Raw genomic sequence first — 24465 nt, 5'->3', positions numbered from 1 at the left:
CCAGCGGGTTTTATCGTGGCCTCATTACCTACGAGGAGTGAGCATGATGAAATCGGTACTTTTCTGGAAAATAACCACGCTGCTGGGATTGATGGTGGTGATGTTGATCCCCATCACCCAACTGATGAGCGTGATCGACGAACGCAGCGGCTATCGGCAAAGCGTGGTCGGGCAGGTGAGCGAAAGCACCAGCGGGGCTCAGCGCATACTCGGTCCGTTGATTGTCATTCCCTACGTCGAACAAGAAGAGAAGAAAGACGAGAAAGGGCAAACGGTGGTGCAGCGAGTGCAGCATTACCGCTATGTGCTGCCGGAGTCGCTTCAGGTACAGGGCGCGCCGAATGTGGAGGTGCGCAAGCTGGGCATTTATCAGACACAGGTTTACCAGGGGCCGCTAAACTTCAAGGTGCGTTTCGGCCAGCCGGAGCTGTCGGATTTGCAACGCGCCAACGTGACCGTCGGCCAGCCGTTCCTGCTGGTGGCGCTGAGCGACTCTCGCGGCATCAAGCGCATTTCCCCGCTGGCAACACCGCAGCCGGTGGCGTTTGAACCGGGCACCGGCGTGGGTTTGTTGCGTCAGGGGATCCACGCACCGCTGACGCTGGCGGCTCTGCAACAAAAAGAGGGGCTGAACGCCGACTTTACCCTGACGCTGGCGGGCACCAGCAGCCTGTCGCTGGTGCCGCTGGGGCGCAGCAGCGAGCTGCAACTGCAAAGCAACTGGCCACACCCGAATTTCCTCGGCAACTTCCTGCCGGATGAACGTAAGGTGACGGAGCAAGGGTTTAGCGCTCGCTGGCGCAGCACCTGGTTCGCCAACAACATCAACAGTGGGTTCCATTACGACGATGGCATTATCGACGAGGACAAACTGCCGGCCTTCAGCGCCAGCCTGGTCGAACCGGTCGATCACTATCAGCTGACCGAGCGCGCGGTCAAATACGCGCTGTTGTTTATCGGGCTGACGTTTATGGCGTTTTTCCTGTTCGAAACCCTGACCGGGCTGCGGGTGCATCCGATTCAGTACCTGCTGGTCGGCGCGGCGCTGGTGTTGTTCTACCTGATTCTGCTGGCTTTCTCCGAACACCTGGGATTCGCTCTCGCTTACCTGGCGGCCAGCATCGCCTGCAGCGGCCTGATCGGCTTCTATCTGTGCGCCGTACTGCGCGGCAAGCTGCGCGGTACGCTGTTCGCCGCGAGCCTATTGCTGTTGTACGGCGTGCTCTATTTGCTGTTGCAGTCGGAGGACAATGCGTTGGTGCTGGGGGCTGGGCTGCTGTTCGCCATTCTGGCGGGCATTATGCTGTTGACGCGCAAGCTGGACTGGTATCAGGTGGCCGATCCGGCGCGTTTGACCAAGGAAACGCCGGCCGGGGAAGACGAGCCACGCTTCCGGCTGTGGAAATAGTGAGGGAAATCGGGCGCTACGCGCCCGATAGCGGCTACAGCAGCGGCTCCATCTCCAACAGGATCTGTTCGCACCATTGCTGCAGGCGCTCTTCGCTCAGATCGTATTGGTTGACCTCATCGAGCGCCAGGCCGACGAAGTGTTTGCCGTCGGCGCTCAGCGGTTTGGGGCTGGTGAACTCGAAACCCTCAGTGGGCCAGAAGCCGATGAACTGTACGCCCAGCGGCGCGATGTGATCGTGCAGCATGCCCAGCGCGTCGAGGAACCACTCACCGTAACCGAGCTGATCGCCCATGCCGTACATGGCGACGATTTTGCCTTTCAGATCCAGCGCCGCCAGCTGCGGCCAGATCGCTTCCCAGTCTTCCTGCAGTTCGCCGAAATCCCAGGTCGGGATGCCGAGGATCAGAATGGAATAGTCCTCCATCAGCTTGGGCGAGACGTCTTTCAGGTTGTGCAGGTCGACCAGGTCTTCACCCAGAATCTCACGGATTTTTTCTGCCGCCATTTCGGTGTAGCAGGTGCTGGAGCCGTAAAACAGACCAATCTTCATGTGTAAACCGTTACGTTGCTGTTTAGAGAATTGCAGCGAGTATACCTGATTTGCGCCGGCTTAAGGCATAATGGCGCGGGTGGAAATGCAACAAAGAGAGGACCGCGTGCAACAGCAAGACAATGCGCTGATTGAACAATTCCTGGATGCGCTGTGGCTTGAGCGTAATCTGGCGGAAAATACGCTGGCCTCCTATCGGCTGGATTTGCAGGCCCTGGGCGCCTGGCTTGGCCAGCAGAAGACCGATTTGCTGCAGGCGCAGGCGCTGGATCTGCAGGCGTTTCTCGCCGAGCGGGTGGATGGCGGTTACAAAGCCACCAGCTCCGCGCGTTTGTTGAGCGCCATGAGGCGCCTGTTTCAATATCTGTACCGCGAAAAGCTGCGCGCCGACGATCCCACCGCGCAGCTGGCGTCTCCCAAACTGCCGCAGCGCTTGCCGAAGGATCTGAGCGAGGCGCAGGTCGATGCGTTGCTGCAGGCGCCCTGCGTCGATCAGCCGCTGGAGCTGCGCGACAAGGCGATGCTCGAAGTGTTGTACGCCACCGGGCTGCGGGTTTCCGAGCTGGTGGGGCTGAACATCAGCGACGTCAGCCTGCGTCAGGGCGTGGTGCGGGTGATCGGCAAGGGCAACAAGGAGCGGCTGGTGCCGCTGGGCGAAGAGGCGGTCTACTGGATCGAAAATTATCTGGAGCACGGCCGCCCATGGCTGGTCAACGGCCAGACGCTGGATGTGCTGTTCCCCAGCACCCGCTGCCAGCAAATGACCCGACAGACGTTCTGGCATCGCATCAAACACTATGCCATCCTTGCGGGCATCGACAGCGAGCGTCTGTCGCCGCACGTGTTGCGGCACGCGTTCGCTACCCATTTGCTGAACCATGGGGCCGATCTCCGTGTCGTACAGATGTTGTTAGGGCACAGCGATCTCTCGACCACGCAAATTTATACTCATGTAGCGACCGAACGACTGAAACAGCTACATCAACAGCATCACCCGCGCGCCTGAGCGGCGGGTTCGAAAGGATTGGAATAATGAAAAAAGGTTTAATGCTGCTTTCACTGCTGGTGGCCTCGGTGGCCGGCGCCGCCCATGCCGATGACGCGGCGATCAAAAAAGCGCTCGCCAGCCTGGGCATCCAGCAGGCGGACGTGCAGCCTTCACCGGTCAACGGCCTGAAAACCGTGCTGACCGACAGCGGCGTGCTGTACGCCTCCGAAGACGGCAAGCACATCCTGCAGGGCCCGCTGTTCGACGTCAGCGGCAAAGAGCCGGTCAACGTGACCAACCAACTGCTGAGCAGCAAGATGGACGCGCTGAAAGATCAGATGATCGTGTACAAGGCGCCGAAAGAGAAACACGTGATCACCGTGTTCACCGACATCACCTGCGGTTACTGTCACAAGCTGCATCAGCAGATGAAAGAGTACAACGATCTGGGTATTACCGTGCGTTACCTGGCATTCCCGCGCCAGGGGCTGGCATCCCAGGCTGAAAAAGACATGCAGTCGATCTGGTGCACCGCCGACAAGGCCAAGGCGTTCGACGCCGCCATGAAGGGCGACGCCGTTTCTCCGGCGACCTGTAAAACCGACATCAGCAAGCATTACGAGCTGGGCGTACAGTTCGGCATTCAGGGCACGCCGGCCATCATCCTGGAAAACGGCATGATGATCCCGGGCTATCAGGGGCCGAAAGAGATGGCCGCCATGCTGGATGCGCACCAGGCCGCCACCAAAGCCGGTGGTTAATCGCCGGTGAGTATCAAAACGCAACTACGCCGCCGCCCGGCGGCGGACGACACGCATCTGCCCGCCAGTTTGCCGCCGCTGCTGCGCCGGCTTTACGCCCTGCGCGGCGTGCAGGCTGAGCAAGAGTTGGAACGCAGCGTCAAGGGCATGCTGCCCTGGCAACAGTTGGACGGTATCGACGACGCCGTCAGCCTGCTGCAACAGGCGCTGGCCGACGGCCGCCGCATCATGGTGGTGGGCGATTTCGACGCCGATGGCGCCACCAGCACCGCGCTGACGGTGTTGGCGCTGCGCAGCATGGGCGGCGCAGCCGTCGATTATCTGGTGCCAAACCGCTTCGAAGACGGCTACGGCCTGAGCCCTGAAGTGGTGGAGCAGGCGGCGGCGCGCGGCGCAGAACTCATTGTCACCGTCGATAACGGCATCTCCTCCCACGCCGGCGTCGACGTGGCGCACGCCAAAGGCATGCAGGTGCTGGTGACCGATCACCACCTGCCGGGCGAGACCCTGCCGGCGGCTGAAGCGATCGTCAATCCCAACCTGCGCGGCTGCGCCTTCCCGTCCAAATCGCTGGCGGGGGTAGGCGTGGCGTTCTACCTGATGCTGGCGCTGCGCGCCCGGCTGCGGGACAGCGGCTGGTTCGAGCAGCGCGCGCTGGCGATGCCGAATCTGGCGGAACTGCTGGATCTGGTGGCGCTCGGCACCGTGGCCGACGTGGTGCCGCTGGACGCCAACAACCGCATTCTGGTGTATCAGGGGTTAAACCGCATCCGCGCCGGCAAATGCCGACCGGGCATCCGCGCGCTGCTTGAGGTGGCCAACCGCGACGCCCGCCAGCTGGCGGCCAACGATCTCGGTTTCGCCCTCGGCCCGCGCCTCAACGCCGCCGGCCGGTTGGACGACATGTCTATCGGCGTGGCGCTGCTGCTGAGCGACGACATTGCGCAGGCGCGCATGCTGGCCAACGATCTCGATGCGCTGAACCAGACGCGCCGCGAGATAGAGCAGGGCATGCAGGTGGAAGCTCTGCAGCTGTGCGATCAGCTGGAGCGCACCAGCACCGAGCTGCCTTATGGGTTGGCGATGTATCACCCGGAATGGCATCAGGGCGTGGTGGGCATCCTCGCTTCGCGCATCAAAGAGCGTTTCCACCGCCCGGTGATCGCGTTCGCGCCGGCGGGCGACGGCATCCTGAAGGGCTCCGGCCGTTCGGTGCCCGGCCTGCACATGCGCGACGCGCTGGAGCGGCTGGATATGCTGAACCCCGGGCTGATGATGAAGTTCGGCGGCCACGCGATGGCGGCCGGGCTGTCGCTGGAAGAGGCCAAATTCGACGAGTTCCGCCAGCGTTTCGGCGAGCTGGTGGGGGAATGGCTCGATCCGGCGATGCTGGAAGGGGTTATCTGGTCCGACGGCGAACTGGCGATGCAGGAGCTGTCGCTGACCACGGCGGAGCTGCTGCGCGAGGGCGGCCCGTGGGGCCAGGCGTTCCCGGAACCGACCTTCGACGGCAAGTTCCGCATTCTGCAGCAGCGGCTGGTGGGCGAGAAACACCTGAAGCTGATGGTGGAACCGCTCGGCGGCGGCCCGCTGCTCGACGGCATCGCGTTTAACGTGGATACCACGCTGTGGCCGGACAGCAGCGTGCGCGAAGTGGAACTGGCCTACAAGCTCGACGTCAACGAGTTTCGCGGCAACCGCAACGTGCAACTGCTGATCCAGCATCTTTGGCCGCGCTGAGGCGAAATTGAACACAATTCGGGGATTGGGCTCTCCAATCCCCGGCATCCTTCCCGATCGCCACAAAAACTGACCAGCTCGCTATAAACTGCCGCCCGGATCCGTTAGAATTAGCGGTTCCAATGGCATTCCGCCATCGACGACATCAACGTAAAAGAACGAAACCATGTTTGAAATTAACCCGGTAAAAAACCGAATTCAGGACCTGTCCGAGCGGACTGCGGTTCTTAGGGGGTATCTTTGACTATGATGCCAAGAAGGAACGCCTAGAAGAAGTCAACGCCGAGCTGGAACAGCCGGACGTCTGGAACGAGCCGGAGCGCGCGCAGGCGCTCGGCAAAGAGCGCGCCGCGCTGGAAGCCATCGTTGAAACCATCGATCAGCTGGAGCAGGGCGGCGAAGACGTCGGCGGGCTGCTGGAACTGGCGGTGGAAGCCGACGATGAAGAGACCTTCAACGAAGCGGTCGCCGAGCTGGATCAACTGATGAGCAAGCTGGATCAGTTGGAATTCCGCCGCATGTTCTCCGGCGAATACGACAGCGCCGACTGCTACCTGGATATCCAGGCCGGCTCCGGCGGCACCGAAGCGCAGGACTGGGCCAGCATGCTGCTGCGCATGTACCTGCGTTGGGCTGAAGCCAAGGGCTTCAAGACCGAAGTGATCGAAGAGTCCGACGGCGACGTCGCGGGCCTGAAATCGGCCACCATCAAGATCATCGGCGACTACGCGTTCGGCTGGTTGCGCACTGAAACCGGCGTGCATCGCCTGGTGCGCAAGAGTCCGTTCGACTCCGGCGGCCGTCGCCACACCTCGTTCAGCTCGGTGTTCATCTACCCGGAAGTCGACGACGATATCGATATCGAAATCAACCCGGCGGATCTGCGTATCGACGTGTACCGCGCCTCCGGTGCGGGCGGTCAGCACGTCAACAAAACCGAATCCGCCGTACGTATTACTCACCTGCCAACCAACATCGTGGTGCAGTGCCAGAACGATCGTTCTCAGCATAAGAACAAGGATCAAGCGTTTAAACAGCTGCGAGCCAAGCTGTACGAGTTTGAGATGCAAAAGAAAAATGCTGATAAGCAGACGATGGAAGACAACAAGTCCGACATCGGCTGGGGCAGCCAAATCCGTTCTTACGTGCTGGATGACTCCCGCATCAAGGATTTGCGCACCAACGTCGAAACGCGTAACACGCAGGCCGTACTGGATGGCGACCTGGATAAATTCATTGAGGCAAGTTTGAAAGCCGGGTTATGAGGAATAGAAATGTCTGAACAACAAGTACAGGGCGCCGATCAGGCGCTGGATCTCAATAACGAACTGCAGTCCCGCCGCGAGAAACTGGCCGGCCTGCGTGAGAACGGCATTGCGTTCCCGAACGACTTCCGTCGCGACTCCACCTCCGACAAACTGCACGCCGCGTACGGCGATAAAGACAACGAAGAGCTGGAAGCGCTGGGCGTAGAAGTGACCGTCGCCGGCCGCATGATGACCCGCCGCATTATGGGCAAGGCATCCTTCGTTACGCTGCAGGACGTGGGCGGCCGCATTCAGCTGTACGTCGCGCGCGACGATCTGGCTGAAGGCGTGTACAACGAGCAGTTCAAGAAGTGGGACCTGGGCGATATCCTCGGCGCGCGCGGCAAGCTGTTCAAAACCAAGACCGGCGAACTGTCGATCCACTGCACCGAACTGCGTCTGCTGACCAAAGCGCTGCGTCCGCTGCCGGACAAATTCCACGGCCTGGCGGATCAGGAAACCCGTTACCGCCAGCGTTACCTGGATCTGATCGCCAACGAAGAATCGCGCAACACCTTCAAGGTGCGTTCGCAGGTGATGTCCGCTATCCGTAACTTCATGGTGGAACGCGGCTTCATGGAAGTCGAAACCCCGATGATGCAGGTGATCCCGGGCGGCGCGTCCGCGCGTCCGTTCATCACGCACCACAATGCGCTGGATATCGACATGTACCTGCGCATCGCGCCGGAACTGTATCTGAAGCGTCTGGTGGTCGGCGGCTTCGAACGCGTGTTCGAAATCAACCGCAACTTCCGCAACGAAGGCGTTTCTCCGCGTCATAACCCAGAGTTCACCATGATGGAACTCTACATGGCTTACGCGGATTACAAAGACCTGATCGAGCTGACCGAGACCCTGTTCCGCACCCTGACCGAGAAAGTGCTGGGCACCTCTCAGGTGCAGTACGGCGACGAAGTGTTCGACTTCGGCAAGCCGTTCGAGAAGCTGACCATGACCGAGGCGATCAAGAAATACCGTCCGGAAACCGATCTGGCTGACCTGGCCGACATGGGCAAAGCGGTGGCCATCGCCGAATCCATCGGCATCAAGGTTGAGAAGAGCTGGGGCCTGGGCCGCGTCGTGACCGAGATCTTCGAAGAAGTGGCGGAAAGCCATCTGATTCAGCCGACCTTCATCACCGAGTACCCGGCTGAAGTGTCGCCGCTGGCGCGCCGCAACGACGTGAACCCGGAAATCACCGACCGCTTTGAGTTCTTCATCGGCGGCCGTGAAATCGGCAACGGTTTCTCCGAGCTGAACGACGCCGAAGACCAGGCGCAACGCTTCGCCGATCAGGTGAATGCTAAAGACGCCGGCGACGACGAAGCGATGTTCTACGACGAAGACTACGTCACCGCACTGGAGCACGGCCTGCCGCCGACTGCCGGTCTGGGCATCGGTATCGACCGCATGGTGATGCTGTTCACCAACAGCCACACCATCCGCGACGTGATTCTGTTCCCGGCGATGCGCCCACAGAAATAATCCCGTTTAGCGTGCAACAACCGGTGCAGGCGACTGCGCCGGTTTTTTTTCGTCTACGGGACTTAACCGCTTAAAACATCGACAGTTACGCGCCATCTCCGCTTGCCCGCCGCCGATAACCGGTTATAATGCCTGTCGCACACCGATGCGGGTGTAGTTCAATGGTAGAACGGCAGCTTCCCAAGCTGCATACGAGGGTTCGATTCCCTTCACCCGCTCCAATCTCCCTATGCATCACCCCATTGAGTTATAACCGTTTTTAGAAAAGCTGATTCTCAACGATCGCATCACCGTTTGGTGCGGGTTGGCGTGTGAGTCGCTCAAGCCATTGGCCTGGCATTTAACCGCGATAACACAACGCGCCACCCAAGCCTGACGCGGGTGTGAGCCACCGTTGCTGCCCACAGCGCGCCATTACCGTTTAACTCCACTTCTGTTTAGCCCCGGATGGCAGGCGGTTGTCCGTTTCTTCGCAGGAGCGGTCGCATTCTTTCGGCAGCAGGAAGGTGATACTTCCTGCCAGCAACAGCGATGCCGCCAGCGCGCAAACCGCGACGTTCTGTCCGTACAGATAAATCATGACGCCTACCAGATAGGGGCCGCAAAACCCACCGAGGTTGCCCAGCCCGTTGATCACCCCGCGTGCGCTGCCCGCCACTTCCGCCGCCGCAATGCGTCCGGGAATTGACCAGAAGGGGCTGGTCGCCGCTTTAAGGAAGAAGCCGCACACTACCAGCGCGATATAGGCGGCCACCACGTGCTCATGCAGGATCACCGAGGCTATCAGCGCCGCCGCAAAACAGTACAGGGAGATCCTGACCCACAAACGGCGTTTACCGCTGCGATCGCTGAACATCGAAATCACATAAATCCCCGCCAGAGTGGCAACAAACGGCAGGATCGCCAATACCCCAACATTGGCCATGCTGCCACCGGTCAGGTTTTTCAAGATGGTGGGCAGCCACAACGTATATCCATAGTCCCCGGTCTGGTAAAAGAAATTCAGCACGACCAGGCGCATCAATCCCTTGTTGCGAAACACCGCTTTTAACGGCGCCTTCGCTGCCGGCACCCTCCCTTCCCGCGCTTTGCGCTCCCGGGCCAGTTCGGTCAATAAATAGTCGCGTTCCTTCGCCGGTAGCCAACGCGCCTCTTCCGGACGGTCACTGATCACCAGCCACCAAATGGTCAACACCACGACCGACAGCAAGCCTTCGATAATGAACAGCCAGCGCCAGTCGAGAGTGGCAATAATCGCGCCAGAAACCGGGGCGGTCAGCATCCCCCCTAGTGGGGCAAACATCATGACAAAGGCATTGGCGCGCCCCAGTTCTTTTTCCGGGAACCAATTGCTTACCATGGTCAGCACGACGGGCAACATTCCCCCTTCGGAGATCCCGAGAATAAAACGCAGCACGAGCAGTTGATATTCATGGGTGACGAATCCGGTGGCGATAGAGACAATCGCCCAGGCCACGAGCGACCAGGCTATAAAACGTTTTCCGCTACCGTAAACCGCAAGTCGTCCGCCAGGGATTTGCAGAAATAAATAACCAATAAAAAAGATACCGCTGGCCACGCCAGCCATCTGGCTGGTAATGCCTAAATCCTGTTCCATGCCGCCCGGCAGAGCAAAGCTGATATTAACGCGATCCATAAATGAAATAATACAGGTGATAAGGATCGGCGCGATAACCCGCAGCCAGCGAGTTCCTGGTATTTTATCGGTCATAATAGCGTCTCGATGATATCCGCCATTCACAGAGGATATTGAGTTGGCGGATAAAAATGATTATTCGTAACTCAAACGATCATTTTTATTGAATTAACCCAGGAATATCCTGATGTGAAAAATAACCTGCCAGATTATCCAAAACGGATTGGCTCATTCCCTGACGAGTTTCTACGGTAGCGCTGGCCACATGGGGTTGAAGCAGAACATTCTCGAGAGCAAAGAACGCTGTCGGGACATGGGGTTCGTTTTCAAAGACATCCAGAGCGGCCCCGGCGATAACATGATTTTGTAACGCCTTTATCAGCGCCGCCTCATCGACCAGGCTGCCGCGGGCAATATTGATAAGCCAGGCGCGTTCGGGCATGGCGTTAAATACACTGGCATCAATAATCCCGCGGTTTTCCGCACTGCCGGATGCCGCGATCACCAGGAAATCACTCTGTGCTGCGAGCGTGTGCAGATCGGCGCACCACTGGTAATCCAGGCCGTCTTTGCGCTGGCGGTCAGTATACAGGATGGTCATATCGAAGCCTTTCGCCCGGCGGGCGATGGCTTGGCCAATATTCCCCATGCCGAAAATACCGATGCGTTTACCGCTCACTTTGGTCGCCAGCGGTGGCGGCGTCGTTTCCCAGCGGCCTTCGCGTACAAATCGGTCCCCTTGGCAGAGGCGGCGGCTGGCGGACAGCATTAGCCCCAGAGCCAGATCTGCCACATCATCGGTCAGCACGCCGGCGGTGATCCCGACGCTGATATGGCGTTCCCGGGTGTAGTCGAGATCGATAGCGTCGGTTCCCACGCCAAAGACAGCAATCATGCCCACCTGCGGCAATTGCTCCAGCGTCTCTCGGGTTACCCCCACATCACCACGGGTGACCACCGCCTGAACGTCTGCGCCATGGCGAACCAGGAAGGCTGGAATATCTGATTGTTCATAGAGACGGAATACCCGGTAGCGGGCGTCCAACGCGGCTTGCAAAGCATCCATCACCGGCGCGATAAGTAAAATGGTAGGTTGAGTGTCAGTGTGCATCGTTGCGATCCTGTCTGAAAAATAGGGGATACCCTGTATCAGACGTTTTTTTACCGCTTATTTTTGCGATCTGCATCACGCCAAAGAGTGTTAAAAAAGCATGTTACTGCTGGCGTGATCTCGTGTGCAATTTCGTGGTTTCTGTCAGTGATTATCGGGGAAAATAATCCATTATGCCCGTAGGGGAGAAGGCGGAATCGAGCGATTTTGGTGAGAGCGGTGAATATCCAGTGATTTTCTGCCGTGGATCACAGGATAAGTAACGTCGTTTCGTAACACTTAATTAAGTGACTTTTGTCACAGTTTTAAGCGGCTAAAAACCGTGAGATAGGTCATGACTTATTTCACCATGCCGAATAGCCTTTCAGGTGGAGTTTACTCACAGTGGTGATAGGCTGTAAATATTAACAAGAAAGCGGTTTGCTTTGTTGCTTATTCATAGTGGCGCCCGTAGAACGATCTAATAGCGATTCTACCGTAATTACGCCGAGATTGCCTGTTGCCATAAAAATACCCAGCCATTGTTCTTGTCGGTGAAATACCGAATCGATACCTACCAGAGAAAATATTATGATTATTGATGCCTTAACCACTGCCGTAAATAATAAATTCTATCCGGCAGCCATTCGAAAAATGCTGGCCAGCATTATTGAAAGTGAGCCGTACAATTTACCTGTCGGCCACTATCAGGTGCAGGGTAAACAGATGTTCTTTAACGTCGTTGAAGGGGAAACCAAACTATTGGCCGACCAGAAGCCGGAGTTTCATCGCCAGTATCTGGATATCCATCTTGTCCTGGAAGGGAGAGAAGTGATTGGCGCCGGAGTTCTGGGGCTGCCTTTGCCGTTGAGTGAGCCATTTAACGAGGCGCACGACCTTGGGTTTAGCCCGGCGATCCCCGGTGAGACTCTCATCCACCTGCAACCCGGTGAACTGGCCGTTATCTTCCCGGGGGAGCTGCATCGCCCGATGAGTACCTGCACAACGCCGGCAGTTCTGCGTAAAATTGTGGCGAAAATCGACGGCGCCCTGCTGACGTAGCAAGACGTTCAGCGGCGGCTGGTACCGCTACTTCAGGCTGCCCGGCGGAAAGCCTCGTTCATCCGCCGTCTGCAGCGATTCCGAAGAATGCGCCTTTCCCGTCAAAGCCATAGCCCCTAAATTTTAAAAATTGAGTTGGGTTGAATAAATGTACGGCAGAGATTACGCCGTATTATTTACAGGGATATTTGCTTCAGGTTCACATCACATCATTAAGGCCGGAGTTTACCTCTGTAGTCGATGTAGCCAATCTCATAACGCCTTGATCTTTTAATGCGGTTCCTCCCCATTAGCACAATTTTTTATTTTGGTTTGCCTGCGTTCTGATAGATATTAAAAAAACTATATAAAAATAAATTATTTCGGAGCTAATAATGTCGTTGCAAATCGTGCTTACCCGCAGGGAGGCGCTGGGGAAAATGGTGGGCGTCATCGTCGCCGCCAGCCTGTTGCCTTATTCAAATATAACCTATGCCGAACGGGCGCAAATTGCCGCCTCGCCCGTTGAATACGCGCAATTTTTGCAAATTTCGAGAAAAATTACCGAGTTTGACGATTTGGACGTCACACTCTCCGCCCGCTATTTTTCCGCACTGCGCGAACATTTTCCGCAGTTGAACTCGCAACTCAACGCCCTGTTCATCCTGAGCCAGCAAGCCACCGATGCGGAAACCTTGAACCGACATGCGATTGAACAGGGGCAGAGGGAGCTTATCCAGGCGATCGTGACCGCGTGGTATACCGGAACCGTAGATCCTTCAAACGCTGAGCAGGGTCAGTTGATTAGTTATAAAGAGGCGCTGATGTATCGCACGGTTCAGGATGCCCTGATTGTGCCGACCTGGTGCAATTTTGGCCCGCTGTGGTGGACCGGCTTGCCGCCGGGCGTTACCCGCCAACCTTCCATTCCCGCAACAGATTTGCCTGCCGTAGCCGATAAAAAATATGAGGACCGCGTGTGAAAAGCCCAATAATTAATGCTTCCGGCGATGCAGAGGCCGATGTCGTCATTGTCGGTTCCGGTATTGTGGGCGGTCTGATGGCGGATGCTTTGGTGAGCCAGGGCTACTCGGTGCTGGTGCTTGAGGCAGGCCCGCGCATTGAGCGCGCACAGGCTGTGGAAAACTGGCGCAATATGCCACTGCACAATCGTGCGGGGTCGGATTTTCAGGGGCTTTACCCGCAATCGGAGTACGCCACCGCGCCGCTCTATTTCCCGGAGAACGACTATATCAAACTGACCGGCCCCAATGGCTCAGGCTTTAAACAGGGCTATTTGCGTGTGGTGGGGGGAACCACCTGGCACTGGGCCGCTTCTTGCTGGCGCAACCATCCCAATGATTTTCGCATGAAATCCCTCTATGGCGTGGGGAGAGACTGGCCTATTTCCTACGAAGATATCGAACCGTGGTACGCGAAAGCCGAAGAGGAAATAGGCGTTGCCGGCCCGAATAATCCGGAGTGGCAGTCCCCTGCGGAACGCAGCGGGCCTTACCCGATGGACATGGTGCCCTGGGCCTACGGCGACAGACGCATTGCTGAGATTGTTAATCCTCACGGTTTTAAATCGGTGCCCATTCCGCAAGGCCGCAGCACCCGCCCCTGGAACGGACGGCCCACCTGCTGCGGCAATAACAATTGCCAGCCGATTTGCCCTATAGGGGCGATGTACAACGGCATTCACCACGTTGAACGGGCCGAACACAAGGGGGCGAAGGTGATCCCCGAGGCGGTGGTGTACAAAATTGACACCGACGACAATAACCGCGTCACCGCCGTTCACTGGTACGACACGGCGCATAACTCCCATCGGGCGATCGGTAAAACGTTCGTTCTGGCCTGCAATGGGATTGAGAACCCGCGCTTACTGCTGCTGGCGGCCAACGAAAAGAACCCGAACGGCATCGCGAACAGCTCGGATCAGGTGGGGCGCAACATGATGGATCACTCTGGCCTGCACTGCTCCTTCCTGGCGCGAGAGGCCCTGTGGGTTGGCCGCGGCCCGGCGCAGAGCAGCTGCATGGTGGGGTATCGTGACGGCGCGTTCCGCAGCGACCACTCCGCCAACAAGATCATCATCAACAACATCAACCGGGTGATCCCCTCCGCCCTTGAAGTCCTGAAAACGGGCAAGGTCGGCAAGGCGCTGCAGGATGAAGTGCGCGATCGCGCCAGCCGCTCGGTGGATCTCTCCATCAGCCTGGAACCGCTGCCGGACCCGAACAACCGTCTGACCCTGAGCCCCACCCGCAAAGACAAGCATGGCCTGGCCTGCCCGGACATCCACTACGACGTCGGCGATTATGTGCGTAAAGGGCTGGAAGTGGTCAAAATCCAGCTACGGCAGATTGGCGACTTGTTCGATGCGCAAGAGTTTGTGATTAACGACAAGCTGAATGCCAACAACCACATTATGGGCGGCACGATCATGGGCAGCGATCCCACGAACTCGGTGGTGAACGGCAATTGCCGCGCCCACGATCATGACAACCTTTGGATCCCGGGTGGAGGCGCCATGGTTTCAGCCAGCGTTGTCAACACCACGTTGACGATGGCGGCGCTTGGACTCAAGGCGGCCAATGACGTACTGCGCGCCCTGGAGAGCAAATGAATAAAATCACCCACTCGCTGGCAGCGACGCTGCTGCTGGGAAGCGGCTTCGCGGCGCATGCCCAGGACGGCGATCTGATCGCTAGAGGGCAAGCGCTGGCTATCGCCTCGGACTGCATGGCCTGCCATACGAATACGCAGCAGCAGGGCAAGCCTTTTGCCGGGGGGTACGGCATTGCTTCTCCCATGGGCACTATCTACGCCACCAATATCACCCCATCGGTAAAATACGGCATCGGCGGCTATTCTGAAGCGGCGTTTGCCGACGTTCTGCGTTCTGGGATCCGGCAAGATGGGACGTATCTCTATCCGGCAATGCCTTACACCGCCTATACCCGTCTGAGTGATGACGAGATCCACGCGTTGTATACCTATTTCATGCATGGCGTTGCCCCGGTCGATGAGCCGGCCAAGCGCCAAACCGATCTGCCGTTTCCGTTCAACATCCGCCTCTCCATGGCGGTGTGGAACATGCTTTATTTGGACAATCGGCGTTTCACCCCGGATGTGACGAAAGGTGAGGCGTGGAACGAGGGGGCTGCGCTGGTGCAGGGCCCGGCTCACTGCGGAACCTGTCATACGCCGCGTAATGTGCTGATGGCGGAAGACAATTCGCGCTTCCTGATGGGGGCATCGTTGGGGGCTTGGTACGCGCCGAATATCACCGCCGATCGCCAGGAAGGGATCGGCGACTGGAGCGAGCAGGAGTTAGTGGACTACCTGAAAACCGGTCGGGCGGAAGGGCGCGCACAAGCTGCGGGGCCAATGGCTGAAGCCGTTGAGCACAGCTTCCAATACCTGACCGACCGGCAGCTGCGGGCGATTGCAACTTACCTGAAGACCGTGCCGTCACAGGGCGAGGGGCGCCAGGGCAATGGCCTTAGCCAGGCGCACTACAACGTTGAGCCCCATCTCCGCGGCATGAATTCGCCCAACGCCAACCACACGCTCAATAGCGGCGAGGCGCTCTACAGCGGCTACTGCGCCAGTTGCCATCAGCCGGACGGCAGCGGCAGTTTGAACCAGGCCTACCCTTCGCTATTCAACAACTCCACCACGGCCGCGAGCAATCCGTCAAACCTGATTGCCGCCATTTTGCAGGGGGTTGATCGCCGGGTTGACGGCAAGCACGTACTGATGCCGAGCTTTGGCGCCGGTTCCTATGTCGGAGAGCTGACGGATAAGCAGGTTGCCGATATCGCTAACTTCGTGCTGCAGAAATACGGCAACAGCACGCTGAGCGTGACTGAGGAGGACGTGAGTGAGGTGCGCGCCGGGGGCCCGAAACCGCTGTTGGCGCGCGCACAGCCGATGATTCTGCCTGGCATGGCCGTCGCGGCGGTCGTCATTATTCTGCTGGTCCTATTCTGGCTCCGGCGCCGCAAGGCACGTTAAGGGGGCGTTCGGTCAGGTGGGTGGCGCCATCTGGCCGAATTTCTGGTCGGGATAGCGAGTGATGTTTTTCTGGCGAAGCGGGCAATTATGGCCAGTACTGAAGTGACTGGCGAGGAAAGCTATATTGTCTCCCCCATTGACAGGCGGAAGTGGAGATCGACACGTTCAATGGTCGGCAGCCCTTTAATTTTTTTTATTATGATTTCTGTCGCCACTTTCCCCATCTCATACCGTGGCGTCAGTACGCTGGCTAACCGGGGGGTGATGATCTGCCCGATCTCAAGACCGTGAAATCCGGCAATGGCAATTTGCGCTGGAACGCTGATACCGTTTGCCAGGCATTCCTGTAACACGCCCACGGCCAGATCGTCGTTGGTACAGAGAATTCCATCCATATCCGGATACATTTGGCTCGCAAGCGTCATCATGCCCGTCCCAATTGAAATGGAAGAGATCTTATTGGGGGAAATACGACCGGTAGGTAAATCATGGTTAGCCATTGCCTGACAATATCCCGTGTAACGCTGTTCATCGCGGATATCAGACATTGAACCAAAATAGATAATGCGTTTTTTACCGCTGGCCAGCAACATGGTGGTCATATCGTAGCCGGCTTTCACATTATCAAAACCCACGTTAATTCGATCTGCATTGCCTGACAGCCCCATGATTTCAGCAACGGGTATTTTTGCCGTCTTCAGGAATTTTTCCGCCCGCAGACTATGAACTGACTCGGTCAGCAGCAGCCCTTTGATCTTAAAAGCCAGGATCGCGGCAATTTGCTCCTCTTCGCGTTTGCTGTTGTAGTCATAATTGACGACCAGCGTCTGATAACCCTGTACAGACGTCACGGATTCAATGCCGGCGAGGACATCAGCAAATATCAGATTGTTAAAAGAAGGAACCAGAACGCCGATGAGGGGAGGGCTATTGGAATAGAGGGCGGGATTGTCAGGATCGGCCTGATAGCCGACTTCCTCGATCACGGCGGCGATGCGCGCAGCGGTTTCCGGTTTAACCCTGTCCGGCGTGCGCAGATAGCGGCTGACCGTCATTTTGGTGACACCAGCCAGTACAGCAATGTCATTTAACGTAATGCGCTGCGACTTCACCATTCATACTCATCTGATCCAGACCGTGTTTGTCATTATGCCCACTGCCGAGTCAAAAGAGAATGCGCGCAATGTGCTGCCTCCGCCGTATCCGGTGACAACCGCACGATGCGCCGATTCCGGTCTCCGGCATTATATGTTCGTTATCTCCGCATTTCGTAACGCGGGGAAAGAAAGGCATGCATCTGTGCGCCGTGGACGCGGTGGAAGAAAAGACGGGCAGTTTGATACCTTATTCGGCCCGCTCAATAAGATGAACGGGCCGATATGGCCGGATTAACTGAGAATATCTTCGGCGATCACGTTGAACAGCGTATCGATCTCGCCCCGAGTGTTGTAGTGCATCATGCCGATGCGCAGCACGCCGCCGTCCTGCAACCCCAGCTGTTGCACCAAGCCCAACGCATAGAAATGCCCGCTGCCGGCGCAGATGTTGTGCTGCCCCAGGCGGCGGGCGATCGCGTCAGGCGTATGGCCGCTGAAGGTCAGGGCGAAGGTCGGCGTGCGGCGCGCGCTGTCCGCCTGGGGGTTGCCATAAAGCCGCACGCCGTCGAGTTGTTGCAGCCGCTGCAGGAAGTGGCTGCACAACGCCTCTTCATGCTGGTGGTAGGCGGCGAAGCTCTCCTGCAGACGCTGCCTCAACGGCGCACCGGGCGTGCCCCACTGCGCCAGATACTCGATAGCGGCCGCGACGCCGGCCAGCGCTTCGAAGCTTTGCGTGCCGGTCTCGAAACGGCCGGGGCCGACGTCGGTGGCCGGCTCGACCTTGTAAGGGCGCAGGCGCTGCAACCACTGCGGCGCGATGTAGGCCATGCCGACGTGCGGGCCAAAGAACTTGTAGGCGGAGCACACCAGGAAGTCACAGCCCAGCGCCTGCACGTCAATCAGGTTGTGCGGCGCATAGTGCACGGCGTCGACATACACCTGCGCGCCGACCCGATGCGCGGCTTCGACGATGGTTTTGATATCGACGATGCTGCCGGTGACGTTGGAGGCGTAGCTGACCGCCACCAGACGGGTGTTGGCGTTGATGCGCTCGCACACTTTCGCGGCATCCAATGCGCAGTCGGCGCTCTCCAGCGGTATCTGATGCACCGCGGCCCCTTTGTCGGCGGCAGCCTGCTGCCAGCTGGAGACGTTGGCGTAGTGATCCAGTGCGGTGACGATGACTTCATCGCCGGCCTGCCAGTCGCGGCTGATGATGCGGCTGAGATGGAAAGTCAGCGTGGTCATGTTCATGCCGAAGACGATGTTGTCGGGCGACGGCGCATTTAACAAGGCGCGCACTGATTCCCGCGCCTGGCCCATCACCTCGCCGGTGACCCGGCTCGAGAAATAGTGGCCGCCCAGGTTGGCGTTGTACCTTCCCAGGTAGTCGGTCATTTTTTCCAGCACGCCCCGTGAAACCTGCGCACCGCCGGGGCCGTCGAAAAAGATGGCCGGTTTGCCGTCGATCTGCTGTGACAGCGCGCTGAACTGGGCGCGGGCGAGCTCGGGGGTAAAGGTCATGCTTTCTCCCCCCGCGCGGTGAGGACAAAGAGATCCAAATGACCTTCTTCTTCCGGGCTCACGGCGTTGATCGGCGTGGCGTTGTGCCACAGTTTGCTGTCCGCCAGCAGCACGGCTTCACCGTCCGCCAGCGCTTTTTTAAAGAAAGGGTCGTGGTGGCTGTCGTCATACAGCATGATTTCACCGCCGACGATGTTGTGCCGATGAATGGCGATCATTGCGATATGGTCGAAACCGTCCTGGTGAATGCCTTCCGGCGCCACCTGGGTGTCTTTCTCGATGGCGACCACGCGCATCTGGTGGATCTCTATCTCGGCGCCTTCCGGCAGTTCGTTGCTTTCTGCAAACAGGTTGCACATCTCTGCCATGCCGGCGCTCTGCAACACGGCGCTGTCGATAGGTTCGAAGCGGCGTACCACATTGCCTTGGAAGTGGTTGATCTGATCCGACTGCATGAAGGTGCGCGGCCCCACTTCGGCGACGTTGGGGTTGAGGTATTTAACGACCGAATAACGGCGCAGGCGATATTTGCCGTCGGCGTGTTGCGTGTGGGGCAAGGAGGAGAACGATGGCATCAGCTGTTGGGTGGCTTGCGGGCTTAGTACAGTCATACTTATTACGTTTTCGTGTTTCTGTAACATAATCACCTCTAATAATAATAATTTCTGATGTTGTAGGGGGTAATTCGATTGAATTGTAGACGACTCTATAACCAACGCAATTTAGCGGTAGCGAGGTGTGACGGCGGTCGTAAAGTGGGGTGAACAGCAGAGAGGGGGGGGGGCATCAACGCGTTTTTCGGTGGTAATGAGAGGTAAGCGTCATTTTTACAAGAGCATCCCAATCAAGCCTGGTTTACTCCTGGCTAAGGATTGGAGGCATGATAGAACACTGCCTGTCAGATGAGGGGGGAGGGATAAAAGGACATATTATCGAATAGTGTGCACAAGACTATCATATCTATTGGCGATTTTCCGTCAGGGCAGAGGTCTGCTTTATTATATTGAATATTTTAACTTTAGTGAAAAGGAGCGGTGGTCAAATATATTCTATCCAAGATTTTTATGCATAGGTAAACCATTGTGAAGAACAAAATATCAGTCTATCGTTGGTTTTTTAGATTTAAATTTCAAACTAAAAGTCTATAACTAGAAAAGTGGAGGAAAAAAAGTGCTGAGCTATTTTTATAAGTAAGTGTCTGTGTTGTGAGCTTGGAATATGAATAATCTATTAGCTTCATTATCATTAGCGTGGATGCTTTCTGGCTGTACCAGTCCTTATCCGATCCCGGTAGAAACACCTCGGCCTGCACCGTGGCCGGTCGAGGAAGAAAAAAAGCCTATGATTGATAACATTAAGAAAATCGCTTTGGTTTATCGGAATTTATGGCGAGAAAAATACATAAGTCTTTATCAGCAAATCTATGGATATAATGAAGTGGGTTTTTTTGGTACTCTCGTTGCTGTGATTTCCGCCGCAAGTGGTTCAGTGACCACTGCGATGTACAGTGGCGGCATTGCTGCTGGCGCTAATATCTTTCCCGGTCATTATAATTATGCAACGCAAATCTATAATTACAAGACGGCTGCGGCATCGGCTAATTGCATGTATGAAGCTATCAACCTTTTAGATCAGGACATTACGTTAATTATTAATGCTAATAAGGCATACTATACTGATATTGGAAACTATCTTTACCAGAATCTGGAGGATTTGGCCTATGAATTGGAGGTCAGGCAGGCGGGTGTTGAATTAATCACGCCTAATCTTGATGCGTTGGCGGAAGCCATTAAAAAAGAACAACAAAATAAAGAAAAATTGCTGAGTGTCACAATGAGTCAGGAAAGTAAATTTTACAGTAAAGAAGACAAGGAGTTGGTGGTCGCATCTGTTAAATCGAAAATAAAACTCTGCCGAATTAATATGACCGACAAACCGTCATAATGTATCACGTATATCTTTGTACTTGTCGGGAATATATATCGCTTGATGCCATACTTTCAACGAGGGTAACATTATGTCAAATATCGTCACCCACCCATGGAAAAATAACCGAACTTCCCCAGATGAGCCGGTCATGCCAGATCCTGTGGTTATGATTAAAGATGATGGCCATATTTTAATTATTTCCGATGCGGATACGGATGCCGATGGCAGTCCTGATGCCGAGGAAATCGATCCGACAGGGCAAAAGGAAACTAGCTTAAGAAGAGGGAATGGTTGGCGAGGTGAGGGAGATTATGTTAATGCACGTATTATTCCATATTTTGTTATTCCAGGTAATTGGAAGAAGATCACCGGGGTCGCTGTGAATATGGGAGATATGGCTAAAATAAATTATAGAAATAATCATGTCTATGCAATCTGTGCAGATATCGGTGGAAAAGATTCTATAGGAGAGGCCTCCATTGCCGCAGTCGAAGCGCTTGGAGTTAACCCATGGAGTAAAAATAAGAAAAAAATAATCAGGGGGATCGGATATGGTGTGACCTATGAGGTCATTGCAGGTTCTGCAAGCTTGGGGGCAACAGTGAGTTTTGAAACGATCCAGGCATATGGTAGAGAGTTATTCAAGGAAAATTTGCCTTTTAGTTTGCCGATGAAAGTCGAAGATATCTCCGGTGTTATGTTAGGTAGTAATGTAAAGGGAACGCCGACGGTGGTTATCTCGTCGAAATCGGGCGAAAGTCATGTTAAAGAATATAGTGATACTCAGGAACTCGCTCTGATATTGCAACTACTGCCCAAAACAAAGGTCACGATAGATGCACCGTTTGTTGTGCAACTGGCTGATGCCATGGTGTGGAATGATCACTTTCCCAGCAATGCTGAACGGTTTGTCGGGATGTTTAAAGAAGATTACCGTTCAATCAGGGAAGCAGTAGAAGACTGGTTTGTGCCGGAATACAGCCCTACCGCGACAAGTAATGCCTGCGTTGCACACCAGGTCAGTTGCCTTAAACTTTGTGACCTACCTTATCCGCAACTTGGCAGCATACAGTCTATCAATGTTGATTATTTCGTTGAATGGGCTCTGGAGCAGGGATGGCAGAAGATAACCAATCGCGCGAGTCTGGTGCCGGGAGATATCTGTGTCTCCGGGCCGATTGGCCACCTCAAGGAATTTGACCATGTTTATTGCTTTGTCTCGTTTTCTGCCGAGCAGGTCGGCTATGCGGCTATTTTTGATAATCAATATTTTGGTATCCACCTACGTTCTCTTGATGGTATAGGTTCAACGATTGGGGAATGGCGTTACGCAATAAGAATGCCCTAGGGAATTTTTATTGGCGTGTTATTCAAAGCCGCCGCTCAAGGGAGTGGCGGCTACCGATTTAGCTTTTTCTAAACAGATTCGCCGCCTGGAACAGTGCAAAGGAGCTGACCAGCATTTCGATGCCGACGATCGCCGTCACCAGCGTGACCGACGCCGCCGGGCCTGAGCCGATCAGCATCCAGGCGATGATCAAATCGAGTACGCCAATGACGAACTGCAGCCAGTTGCCCGGCAATCCGCGGCGCATATAGCCGGCTGCCAGGCGCGCGATGCCGCCGAGCGCAAACAGCACGGCGAGGTAGACCGCCAGCGCCAGAATGCCCGCCAGCGGACTGGTGATGAACACATAGCCGATAATCAGGTAGGCCACGCCCAGCAGAATGCCGCCGATCATCGGCCAGGTATTCTGCGCCCGGTTGGCGATCATGGCGATAATCAGCCCGGCGCCGCTCAACAGCAGCAGGACGCCCACCACGATGCTCAGCGCCGCGCCGGAGGCGAAAGGGTTGACCAGGCACAGTATGCCGCCCGCCAGCAGCAGGAAGGCGATGATCAGCAGGGTGGTGCGTTGCTTTTTGAGCAGTTCTTCGCTCAGGAGGGGCAGATTATTGCGGTCGAGGTTCAACATGACAGTACTCCATTTCGTCGTTGGGTAATTAATCAGTCATCCTTATCTGTTTAGCATAGACCGTCTGGGGGTTTTTGACTGACCCGGCGCAAATGTTACACTGTGTGGCTGAGGCGTATCAGAACCGAAAAGACGACTGGGGACAGGATTTGAGCACAGGAAGCAAGCTGGCGAGGTGGCGCCGCATCGCGGTGTGTCTGACATTGGGGCTGCTGTTGGCCGGATGTTCGGGTAAAAACACCTACAACCGCGACTACGACAAACTGCCGAAGGGCAGCTACACCGGCAAGTCCTACACCGTCAAACGGGGCGATACGCTGTATTACATCGCCTGGATCACCGACAGCGAAGTCAGCGATCTGGCCAGAATCAACAAGATACGCCCTCCTTATAGCCTGGAAGTGGGGCAAAAGCTGCGGCTGAGCGGCAGCGCGCCGACCAAAACCGCCGCCACGCGCCGTAAAACTTCTTCCTCCGCGATCGCCAAGCAAACGCCGCCGCCGGGCGCCGCACGTTGCTGGCGCTGGCCGACCAGCGGCCGGATCGTGCAGGCGTACTCCAATGCCGATGGCGGCAACAAGGGCATCGACATCGCCGGTAAACGCGGCCAGCCGATCTATGCTTCCGCCAAGGGCAAAGTGGTGTACGTCGGCAACCAGCTGCGCGGCTACGGCAACCTGATCATGATTAAGCACGGCGAAGACTTCATTACCGCCTATGCGCACAACGACACCACGCTGGTGCGCAACGGCCAGGATGTGAAAGCGGGGCAGAAGATCGGCACCATGGGCAGCACCGGCACCGATTCGGTGTTCCTGCATTTCCAGATCCGCTACCGCGCCACCGCGCTCGATCCGCAGCGCTATCTGCCGCCGCAGGGATCGTCGCCGTCCTGTTAACGTCAATCCGGCTCCTTGCAGAGCCGGATGTCAGCTATTTCAGCGGCAGATAAAGATCGGTCACCAGTTCATATTCCGCTACCTCGTGCACGAAGTTGTGGTAGTGGAAATAGAGCGGGAAATCGCGCAGCTCCTCGCCGCTGGCCGGCAACCACTCGCTGTAAAGATAGCGGGCGCTTTCCGAGAGCCCATCCAGCGATCCGAGATGGCGCAGCACCGCGCAGCGCCCGGCCGGCAGCGTGCTGTTCACCACGCCGAAGGCGTTGTCCTCCGGGATCGGCGCAGTGACCTCTCCGCAGATGTAGAAGCGGAAGTCCTGCGCTTCGGTGGTGGCCGGATCGTGCGGCGCGATGCCGTAAGTGCGGCTGCTTCTGACCGGCGACAGGCCGCTGGTTTTGCGCCACTCGATAAAGCGTGCGGCGGTTTCGTTGACCAGCGCGGATGGGCCGCGATGTTCGATCATCGCCACCGGCGTGGCCGGGAAGTCGAGAATGTCTACCTTCATGGGTTGTTTCCTTTTGTGTTTCGGCTCGGGAAAGCGCTGTTGCCAATCGATCCAGGCCGGCCGTTTGCGAAACTGGCTTGGCGTTTGGCTGAACGCCTGTTTGAAGGCGCGGCTGAAGGACTCCGGGTTTTGAAAACCGGCGTCCAGCGCGATGTCAATCACCGGCTCCAGCGGGTTATACGCCAGGCGGTACGAGGCGCGTTTGAGCCTCATCCACTGGATATAACGCCACACCGAGATGCCACAATACGCGCTAAACTGGCGTTGAAAGTGAAAGCGCGAAAAGTGAGCCACTTCGCTCAGTTTTTCGACGGTGAGCGCCTCGTCCAGGTGGCGGTCGATATAGTCAAAGACCAGCGCAAAACGCTTTGCATACGTCTGGGTCATGTGATTGTCTCCTCCATGCCTGAACTTTGCCCGAGCCGCCGCCGCTTCTCCTGACGGATGATGCTGAGTTATCGCTGCAGGAAAACGGAATG

At 56.6% G+C, this 24465-nt stretch carries 21 protein-coding genes and 1 tRNA gene; 14 read left to right on the top strand and 8 right to left on the bottom strand.

Going from position 1 to position 24465, the window contains the following annotated elements; genetic code table 11:
* Positions 1-43: 43 nt before the first annotated feature.
* Complete coding sequence (gene creD, locus AC2CGQ_RS13775; RefSeq protein WP_484593724.1) at positions 44-1408, top strand: cell envelope integrity protein CreD; 1365 nt, start codon at positions 44-46, stop codon at positions 1406-1408.
* 34 nt (positions 1409-1442) lie between these two features.
* Here the strand turns inward: creD and fldB are convergent, their stop codons facing one another.
* Entirely contained in the window at positions 1443-1961 is a 519-nt protein-coding gene (fldB, locus tag AC2CGQ_RS13770; protein ID WP_004931683.1) for a flavodoxin FldB, read from the bottom strand.
* Between the two features lie 106 nt (positions 1962-2067).
* On the opposite strand from fldB, the gene xerD reads away from it, so the two are divergent.
* The 6 genes from xerD to AC2CGQ_RS13740 all read left to right on the top strand — a co-directional run bounded on the left by xerD (position 2068) and on the right by AC2CGQ_RS13740 (position 8463).
* On the top strand, positions 2068-2967 hold the full coding sequence (gene xerD / locus AC2CGQ_RS13765; RefSeq protein ID WP_004931685.1) for a site-specific tyrosine recombinase XerD: 900 nt from the start codon (positions 2068-2070) through the stop codon (positions 2965-2967).
* A gap of 26 nt (positions 2968-2993) precedes the next feature.
* Complete coding sequence (gene dsbC, locus AC2CGQ_RS13760; RefSeq protein WP_004931688.1) at positions 2994-3710, top strand: bifunctional protein-disulfide isomerase/oxidoreductase DsbC; 717 nt, start codon at positions 2994-2996, stop codon at positions 3708-3710.
* 6 nt (positions 3711-3716) lie between these two features.
* The gene (recJ, locus tag AC2CGQ_RS13755; protein ID WP_015378966.1) at positions 3717-5450 is read left to right on the top strand and encodes a single-stranded-DNA-specific exonuclease RecJ; all 1734 of its coding nucleotides are present in this window, start codon (positions 3717-3719) and stop codon (positions 5448-5450) included.
* Positions 5451-5616: 166 nt separating this feature from the next.
* A protein-coding gene (prfB, locus tag AC2CGQ_RS13750) for a peptide chain release factor 2 (RefSeq protein ID WP_096242572.1) occupies positions 5617-6715 on the top strand; the annotation gives its coding sequence in 2 pieces (ribosomal slippage) (positions 5617-5691 and positions 5693-6715; 1098 coding nt in all).
* A 9-nt stretch (positions 6716-6724) separates the two neighbouring features.
* A complete protein-coding gene (lysS, locus tag AC2CGQ_RS13745; protein WP_004931697.1) occupies positions 6725-8242 on the top strand; it encodes a lysine--tRNA ligase in 1518 nt (505 codons plus the stop codon).
* Positions 8243-8389: 147 nt separating this feature from the next.
* A tRNA-Gly gene (locus tag AC2CGQ_RS13740) sits at positions 8390-8463 on the top strand.
* Positions 8464-8663: 200 nt separating this feature from the next.
* Here the strand turns inward: AC2CGQ_RS13740 and AC2CGQ_RS13735 are convergent.
* Positions 8664-9974: an MFS transporter gene (locus AC2CGQ_RS13735; RefSeq protein WP_015378964.1), complete on the bottom strand. Its 1311-nt coding sequence runs from the start codon at positions 9972-9974 to the stop codon at positions 8664-8666.
* A gap of 85 nt (positions 9975-10059) precedes the next feature.
* Complete coding sequence (locus AC2CGQ_RS13730; protein WP_021505698.1) at positions 10060-11010, bottom strand: 2-hydroxyacid dehydrogenase; 951 nt, start codon at positions 11008-11010, stop codon at positions 10060-10062.
* Between the two features lie 570 nt (positions 11011-11580).
* Between AC2CGQ_RS13730 and AC2CGQ_RS13725 the strand changes: the two genes are divergently transcribed.
* The 4 genes from AC2CGQ_RS13725 (at position 11581) to AC2CGQ_RS13710 (ending at position 16056) form a co-directional block, all read left to right on the top strand.
* A complete protein-coding gene (locus tag AC2CGQ_RS13725) occupies positions 11581-12051 on the top strand; it encodes a NanQ anomerase/TabA/YiaL family protein (RefSeq protein ID WP_015378962.1) in 471 nt (156 codons plus the stop codon).
* 374 nt (positions 12052-12425) lie between these two features.
* Entirely contained in the window at positions 12426-13013 is a 588-nt protein-coding gene (locus AC2CGQ_RS13720) for a sugar dehydrogenase complex small subunit (RefSeq protein WP_015378961.1), read from the top strand.
* A complete protein-coding gene (locus AC2CGQ_RS13715) occupies positions 13010-14662 on the top strand; it encodes a GMC family oxidoreductase (RefSeq protein WP_004931708.1) in 1653 nt (550 codons plus the stop codon). The genes AC2CGQ_RS13720 and AC2CGQ_RS13715 overlap by 4 nt, the downstream gene beginning before the upstream one ends.
* Positions 14659-16056 carry a c-type cytochrome gene (locus tag AC2CGQ_RS13710; protein ID WP_076741303.1) on the top strand — a complete coding sequence of 466 codons (1398 nt, stop codon included), beginning with the start codon at positions 14659-14661 and terminating at the stop codon, positions 16054-16056. Before AC2CGQ_RS13715 ends, AC2CGQ_RS13710 begins: the two co-directional genes overlap by 4 nt.
* A gap of 119 nt (positions 16057-16175) precedes the next feature.
* Here AC2CGQ_RS13710 and AC2CGQ_RS13705 read toward each other — a convergent pair whose 3' ends face one another.
* The 3 genes from AC2CGQ_RS13705 to AC2CGQ_RS13695 all read right to left on the bottom strand — a co-directional run bounded on the left by AC2CGQ_RS13705 (position 16176) and on the right by AC2CGQ_RS13695 (position 19288).
* Positions 16176-17168 carry a LacI family DNA-binding transcriptional regulator gene (locus AC2CGQ_RS13705; RefSeq protein WP_031300612.1) on the bottom strand — a complete coding sequence of 331 codons (993 nt, stop codon included), beginning with the start codon at positions 17166-17168 and terminating at the stop codon, positions 16176-16178.
* Between the two features lie 276 nt (positions 17169-17444).
* Complete coding sequence (locus AC2CGQ_RS13700; protein WP_171404316.1) at positions 17445-18677, bottom strand: cysteine desulfurase-like protein; 1233 nt, start codon at positions 18675-18677, stop codon at positions 17445-17447.
* Positions 18674-19288: a 2OG-Fe dioxygenase family protein gene (locus AC2CGQ_RS13695; RefSeq protein WP_226883068.1), complete on the bottom strand. Its 615-nt coding sequence runs from the start codon at positions 19286-19288 to the stop codon at positions 18674-18676. Before AC2CGQ_RS13695 ends, AC2CGQ_RS13700 begins: the two co-directional genes overlap by 4 nt.
* Before the next feature lie 607 nt (positions 19289-19895).
* Between AC2CGQ_RS13695 and AC2CGQ_RS13690 the strand changes: the two genes are divergently transcribed.
* A complete protein-coding gene (locus AC2CGQ_RS13690) occupies positions 19896-20621 on the top strand; it encodes a hypothetical protein (RefSeq protein WP_484593723.1) in 726 nt (241 codons plus the stop codon).
* Between the two features lie 73 nt (positions 20622-20694).
* Positions 20695-21954, top strand: a complete 1260-nt coding sequence (locus AC2CGQ_RS13685; RefSeq protein ID WP_076741305.1) for a glycoside hydrolase family 75 protein — start codon at positions 20695-20697, stop codon at positions 21952-21954.
* A gap of 58 nt (positions 21955-22012) precedes the next feature.
* On the opposite strand, the gene AC2CGQ_RS13680 is transcribed toward AC2CGQ_RS13685, so the two are convergent.
* Complete coding sequence (locus AC2CGQ_RS13680) at positions 22013-22582, bottom strand: HdeD family acid-resistance protein (RefSeq protein WP_076741306.1); 570 nt, start codon at positions 22580-22582, stop codon at positions 22013-22015.
* Positions 22583-22731: 149 nt separating this feature from the next.
* Here AC2CGQ_RS13680 and actS point away from each other — a divergent pair, with 149 nt between their 5' ends.
* Positions 22732-23481, top strand: a complete 750-nt coding sequence (gene actS / locus AC2CGQ_RS13675) for an amidase activator ActS (RefSeq protein WP_025304102.1) — start codon at positions 22732-22734, stop codon at positions 23479-23481.
* 34 nt (positions 23482-23515) lie between these two features.
* On the opposite strand, the gene AC2CGQ_RS13670 is transcribed toward actS, so the two are convergent.
* Positions 23516-24373, bottom strand: a complete 858-nt coding sequence (locus AC2CGQ_RS13670) for an AraC family transcriptional regulator (protein WP_015378952.1) — start codon at positions 24371-24373, stop codon at positions 23516-23518.
* Between the last annotated feature and the right edge of the window lie 92 nt (positions 24374-24465).

The organism is Serratia sp. DFXYC6 (assembly GCF_057196085.1).
This window is presented reverse-complemented; position numbering and strand designations above follow the sequence as displayed.

What these genes read in the sequence shown, in the direction of transcription:
- creD (WP_484593724.1), top strand. Translation starts at nt 44, where the DNA reads ATGATGAAATCGGTACTTTTCTGGAAAATAACCACGCTGCTGGGATTG.
- fldB (WP_004931683.1), bottom strand. Translation starts at nt 1,961, where the DNA reads ATGAAGATTGGTCTGTTTTACGGCTCCAGCACCTGCTACACCGAAATG.
- dsbC (WP_004931688.1), top strand. Translation starts at nt 2,994, where the DNA reads ATGAAAAAAGGTTTAATGCTGCTTTCACTGCTGGTGGCCTCGGTGGCC.
- lysS (WP_004931697.1), top strand. Translation starts at nt 6,725, where the DNA reads ATGTCTGAACAACAAGTACAGGGCGCCGATCAGGCGCTGGATCTCAAT.
- AC2CGQ_RS13735 (WP_015378964.1), bottom strand. Translation starts at nt 9,974, where the DNA reads ATGACCGATAAAATACCAGGAACTCGCTGGCTGCGGGTTATCGCGCCG.
- AC2CGQ_RS13730 (WP_021505698.1), bottom strand. Translation starts at nt 11,010, where the DNA reads ATGCACACTGACACTCAACCTACCATTTTACTTATCGCGCCGGTGATG.
- AC2CGQ_RS13725 (WP_015378962.1), top strand. Translation starts at nt 11,581, where the DNA reads ATGATTATTGATGCCTTAACCACTGCCGTAAATAATAAATTCTATCCG.
- AC2CGQ_RS13720 (WP_015378961.1), top strand. Translation starts at nt 12,426, where the DNA reads ATGTCGTTGCAAATCGTGCTTACCCGCAGGGAGGCGCTGGGGAAAATG.
- AC2CGQ_RS13710 (WP_076741303.1), top strand. Translation starts at nt 14,659, where the DNA reads ATGAATAAAATCACCCACTCGCTGGCAGCGACGCTGCTGCTGGGAAGC.
- AC2CGQ_RS13700 (WP_171404316.1), bottom strand. Translation starts at nt 18,677, where the DNA reads ATGACCTTTACCCCCGAGCTCGCCCGCGCCCAGTTCAGCGCGCTGTCA.
- AC2CGQ_RS13695 (WP_226883068.1), bottom strand. Translation starts at nt 19,288, where the DNA reads ATGACTGTACTAAGCCCGCAAGCCACCCAACAGCTGATGCCATCGTTC.
- AC2CGQ_RS13690 (WP_484593723.1), top strand. Translation starts at nt 19,896, where the DNA reads ATGAATAATCTATTAGCTTCATTATCATTAGCGTGGATGCTTTCTGGC.
- AC2CGQ_RS13685 (WP_076741305.1), top strand. Translation starts at nt 20,695, where the DNA reads ATGTCAAATATCGTCACCCACCCATGGAAAAATAACCGAACTTCCCCA.
- AC2CGQ_RS13680 (WP_076741306.1), bottom strand. Translation starts at nt 22,582, where the DNA reads ATGTTGAACCTCGACCGCAATAATCTGCCCCTCCTGAGCGAAGAACTG.
- AC2CGQ_RS13670 (WP_015378952.1), bottom strand. Translation starts at nt 24,373, where the DNA reads ATGACCCAGACGTATGCAAAGCGTTTTGCGCTGGTCTTTGACTATATC.